The 4542-nt window shown below is 34.2% G+C and carries 3 protein-coding genes; all 3 read right to left on the bottom strand.

Features of this window, described 5'->3' with window-relative positions:
- Position 1 precedes the first annotated feature (1 nt).
- Genes ABFR62_13155 through ABFR62_13165 form a run of 3 tightly spaced genes read right to left on the bottom strand, consistent with a single transcriptional unit; the run spans position 2 to position 4152 of the window.
- A complete protein-coding gene (locus ABFR62_13155) occupies positions 2-1930 on the bottom strand; it encodes a nucleoside-diphosphate sugar epimerase/dehydratase (protein MEN8139369.1) in 1929 nt (642 codons plus the stop codon).
- A gap of 49 nt (positions 1931-1979) precedes the next feature.
- Positions 1980-3107 carry an aminotransferase class I/II-fold pyridoxal phosphate-dependent enzyme gene (locus tag ABFR62_13160; protein MEN8139370.1) on the bottom strand — a complete coding sequence of 376 codons (1128 nt, stop codon included), beginning with the start codon at positions 3105-3107 and terminating at the stop codon, positions 1980-1982.
- Positions 3100-4152, bottom strand: coding sequence for an MraY family glycosyltransferase (locus tag ABFR62_13165; GenBank protein MEN8139371.1), 1053 nt, complete (start codon positions 4150-4152; stop codon positions 3100-3102). Before ABFR62_13165 ends, ABFR62_13160 begins: the two co-directional genes overlap by 8 nt.
- Positions 4153-4542: the final 390 nt, after the last annotated feature.

Below are 4542 nucleotides of genomic sequence, written 5' to 3' on the forward strand. Positions count from 1 at the left end.
TTTATATCGATTTTTTCTCCTGTCCATCCAATTCCTCATACTTGGAATTATTACTTATATACTCGGGAACTATAAGTTTCATTTTTCTTACTATCTCATACCCATTTTCATTAACCATAAGTAGTAAGTCATCAATTTCGGTACTAATAGTTGCATAATTAACATCCCGAATTTTAGCTACCATAATTTTCGGATGATAGGTTGGTACAGTTCCTTCCTTATGAGCCAATAATTCCTCATAAAGTTTTTCTCCCGGTCTTAACCCTGTAAATACAATATTAATATCATCAGGATAATTACATCCGGAAAGTTGTATCATCTTCTTGGCCACATCATAAATCTTGACAGATTTACCCATATCGAAAATAAAAATCTCTCCTCCTTTGCCCATTGCGCCGGCTTCTAATACCAGCTGACATGCTTCCGGAATTGTCATAAAATACCTTGTAATATCTTTATGGGTAACAGTAATCGGTCCTCCGGCCTTAATCTGTTTTTCAAACATTGGAATTACCGATCCGTTTGACCCCAAAACATTTCCAAAACGGGTTGTTATAAACTTAGTATTATGCTGAATTTTATTTAACGACTGTATATATATTTCTGCTATTCGCTTACTGGCACCCATTACATTTGTAGGATTAACAGCCTTATCTGTCGACACCATTACAAACTTATTTGTTCCTGTTTTCACAGCAGCATCTGCAACATTTTTAGTACCGCTGATATTTGTAGAAACAGCTTGTTCAGGATACTCTTCCATTAGAGGTACGTGCTTATAAGCGGCGGCGTGAAAAACAATTTCAGGTTTATGTAAATCGAATATATTTTGTACAAATTCTCTATTCCTGATATCTCCTATTACAAATTCCAGTTCCACTTCAGGAAATTCTTTAACCAAATCACTGTTCAACTCTATCCTAAAATCGTGTAATGGAGACTCTGCCTGCTCAAACAATAAAACCTTTTTCGGTTCTTTGCTTATTAGTTGCCTGACTATCTCACCCCCAATAGATCCTGCAGCGCCGGTAACTAAAACTACTTTATCTTTTAATTCTTCTTTAGTATAATGATTATCAACCACAATTGCCGGTCTTTCGAGCAAATCTTCGATATTTACCTCCTGAATTTGATTGGGGTTTAATTCTCCATTCACCCATTTCTCTACAGATGGAACTATCCTGACCTTTAGACCATTGTTCAAACAAGTTTCAACAATATCATTTTTCTTATTTGAATCAATACTTTCAATCGCGATAATTACCTCTTTAATCTCACTTTTTTCGAGAACTTCATCTGAGAATATCTTACCGGGCTTTAAAACCTTAATACCTTCCAGGTATTTCCCGTTTAAAGATTTATTATCATCAATAAAATAAGAAACTCTATATTTAACCTTTTTATCTCTAAGCAAAGTATCTTTAGTAATCACTCCTGCTGACCCTGCTCCGTAAATAGCCACTTTAACAATTTCTCCTACCTTTTCTGTAGCCAGCTGGAATACTGCACGTACAACCAACCTGCTACCTATAAGAACTAACAACACAAGCAGGGAATGAATTATTATCACCCCTTTAGGTATTACAAAACGTGGTTCATCAAACCAAACTTCTGTACTCAGGTAAGATATAATATATGCAAAAAGTCCGGCTACTAAACTTGCTTTTATTATTTTAATAGCATCTTTAATTCCGGAATGTCTAATTATTCCCGAATAGGGCCTAAACCTCAAATAGAACAAGAAATATAGAGCTGTTATAAATATCGCCTGGTTTATACTTGCATGTCTGTCAACCGACACAACGTCAAACCCCATTCTAATCAAATAGGCTATATAAAACAAAGGTGCTACTATAATTATATCAAAAGCAAGTATCACCCAACGAGACAGGAATCTGTTGGAAAAGTAGTTAAGTAAGTATCTATACATGTCCAAAAAATTTTAAAGACCAATAAATTTCAATGTAAGGTTTTGACTACTACAAAGTTAAGGCTTTTTTTATATTATCAGTTACTCTTTTTCGATCTTCATCTGTTAAATTTGATCCCGAAGGCAAACAAAGTCCCTTTTCGAAAAGCATTTCCGATACTCCTCCACCATAGAACGGATATTCTTCAAATACCGGCTGCATATGCATTGGCTTCCATAATGGTCGTGATTCAACATTTACCTTTTCCAGAGCAATCCTGATATCTTCTCTTGTTTTACCTCCTGTTTTTTTAGGGTCAATTATCACACAGGTTAGCCACCTGTTAGAAAAACTACCTTCTAACTCTTCTACAAATTCTACTCCTAGATTTTCGAGCTCTTTTTTGTATAACTCATAATTATTACGACGATACTCTATATGCTTATCCAAAACCTTCATCTGGCCAATTCCAATGGCAGCACTAACGTTACTCATCCTGTAATTATAACCTATTTCGCTGTGCTGATAATGCACGGCTGCATCTCTGGCCTGAGTGGAAAGAAACTTTGCCTTATCAATATATCCTTTATTAGATGATACTATGGCTCCGCCTCCTGAAGTAGTAATTATTTTATTTCCGTTAAATGAAAAAACACCAATTTCACCAAAAGTCCCAAGTGATTTTCCTTTATAAGTAGCACCTAATGCTTCAGCAGCATCTTCAATTACAGGGATATCATATTTTTCAGCAACTTCAAACAATTCATCATTTTTTGCTGCATTACCATATAGATAAACCAATATAATTGCTTTGGGCTTTTTCCCCTTTGAAATCCTGTCTTTAATTGCCTGCTCAAGATATTCAGGCGACATATTCCATGTTTCCTCTTCTGAATCAATAAATACAGGTGTGGCTTTTTGATAAATAATAGGATTTGCCGATGCTGCAAATGTAAATGAAGAGCAAATTACTTCATCCCCCTCCCCTACATTCAACATCATCAACGCAAGATGAATAGCAGCAGTTCCCGAACTTAAAGCTGCAACGCTATCTCCTCCGATATAACTGCTAATATCTTCTTCAAACTTATTGATGTGTGGTCCTATCGGAGCTATCCAATTGGTATCAAATGCTTCTGTGACATATTTAAATTCTTCTCCACCCATATGCGGAGAGGAAAGCCATATTTTATCCATTTACTTTTTTCTTATTACTTCCACCTGGGTTTTTACTAAAAAACGGCTTAATCACAGGAGTTTCAGCCTGATGTTCAATCATTTTTTCTTCTTTGGTTTTTATAAAAAACGGAATAGAAGATACAAAAAGAGCCAGACTTACTATAAGTAAAATAAACTTATCTATCCCTGTGTCTTTCATGTGATAGGCCAATAATATAAAGATAAAATTAGCAACTACCATCATTATAGTCGTTTTAGCGTGGGACAAACCTAAGGATAATAAACGATGATGAATATGATTTTTATCTGGTTTAAATGGAGATTTTTTATTTAACAGCCTAACCATAAATACTCTAAACGTATCGATTAGAGGTATTATCAAAATAGAAATAGCCAAAACAGGAGCCGTTATTATTTCTTTTCCCCCATTAATTAAGCCAATTCCATTATGTCGAATAAACTCAATGGTCAACACCGCTACAATAAAGCCAACAATCATAGAACCGGTATCTCCCATAAATATTTTATTTTTTTTCGAAAAATTATATCTCAAAAATGCTACTAAACTCCCAAATAAAGAGGCAGATAAAAGAGCCAAAGAATTATATTCATTAACATAAAACCAATATCCCAGAACCAGCGAAGAAACAATCCCTACTGATGCTGCTAAACCATCTACTCCATCAATCAGGTTGAAAGAGTTTATTATTAATATAATTACAAAAACGGTTATTACAATCGATATCCAATAAGGTATTTCACCGAAGCCCAATATATCGTACATATGTGGTATCCTAACATTTGCACCTATTGAAATGATAAGTGCTGACACTATCTGTGCTATGAACTTCTTAACCGGTGATATCATAAGTATATCATCCTTAATACCAAAAAAGAAAAGTATAACCATAGCGGCATTCAACAGGTCAAAATCTACAAATCGTTCATTAACAAACAGACTTGATGAAATTATTATCGATGCAAAAATTGAGACACCTCCTAAAGTAGGAACCAAAGTTGAATGCGAACTCCTGTTTTCAGGCTCGTCAAATAATTGTTTCATTCTTGCAACCCTGATTATAACAGGAATTGAAATATAAGTTATTATGAAAGAGGTAAATATTAACAGGAAAAATCGAACCGTCAGTGATTCAAACAAATAGTTATAGTTTTCCATATAGGAAATGTTTAGGTGTTAGTTTTTAGGGTTAACCGTTAGTAATACATATAGTTAAAGCGTTTCAAAGTATATTGTTGATAATTGACACAAATATATACTATTTTTTATAAGATCAAACTTACATTTCAAACCTATACACGCCTACATTTCTTACATCTGTAATTACGAGAAGTAAGCTTTTTTTACTTTCTAAGCTCTCGGCTATTATCATTATTACTAAATCTTTAAATCCCCCAATTTCTTTAATAATGGTTTTTATGCGCCTTTTCCGGC

The sequence above is a fragment of the Bacteroidota bacterium genome, from assembly GCA_039714315.1.
Lineage (GTDB): Bacteria > Bacteroidota > Bacteroidia > Flavobacteriales > JADGDT01 > JADGDT01.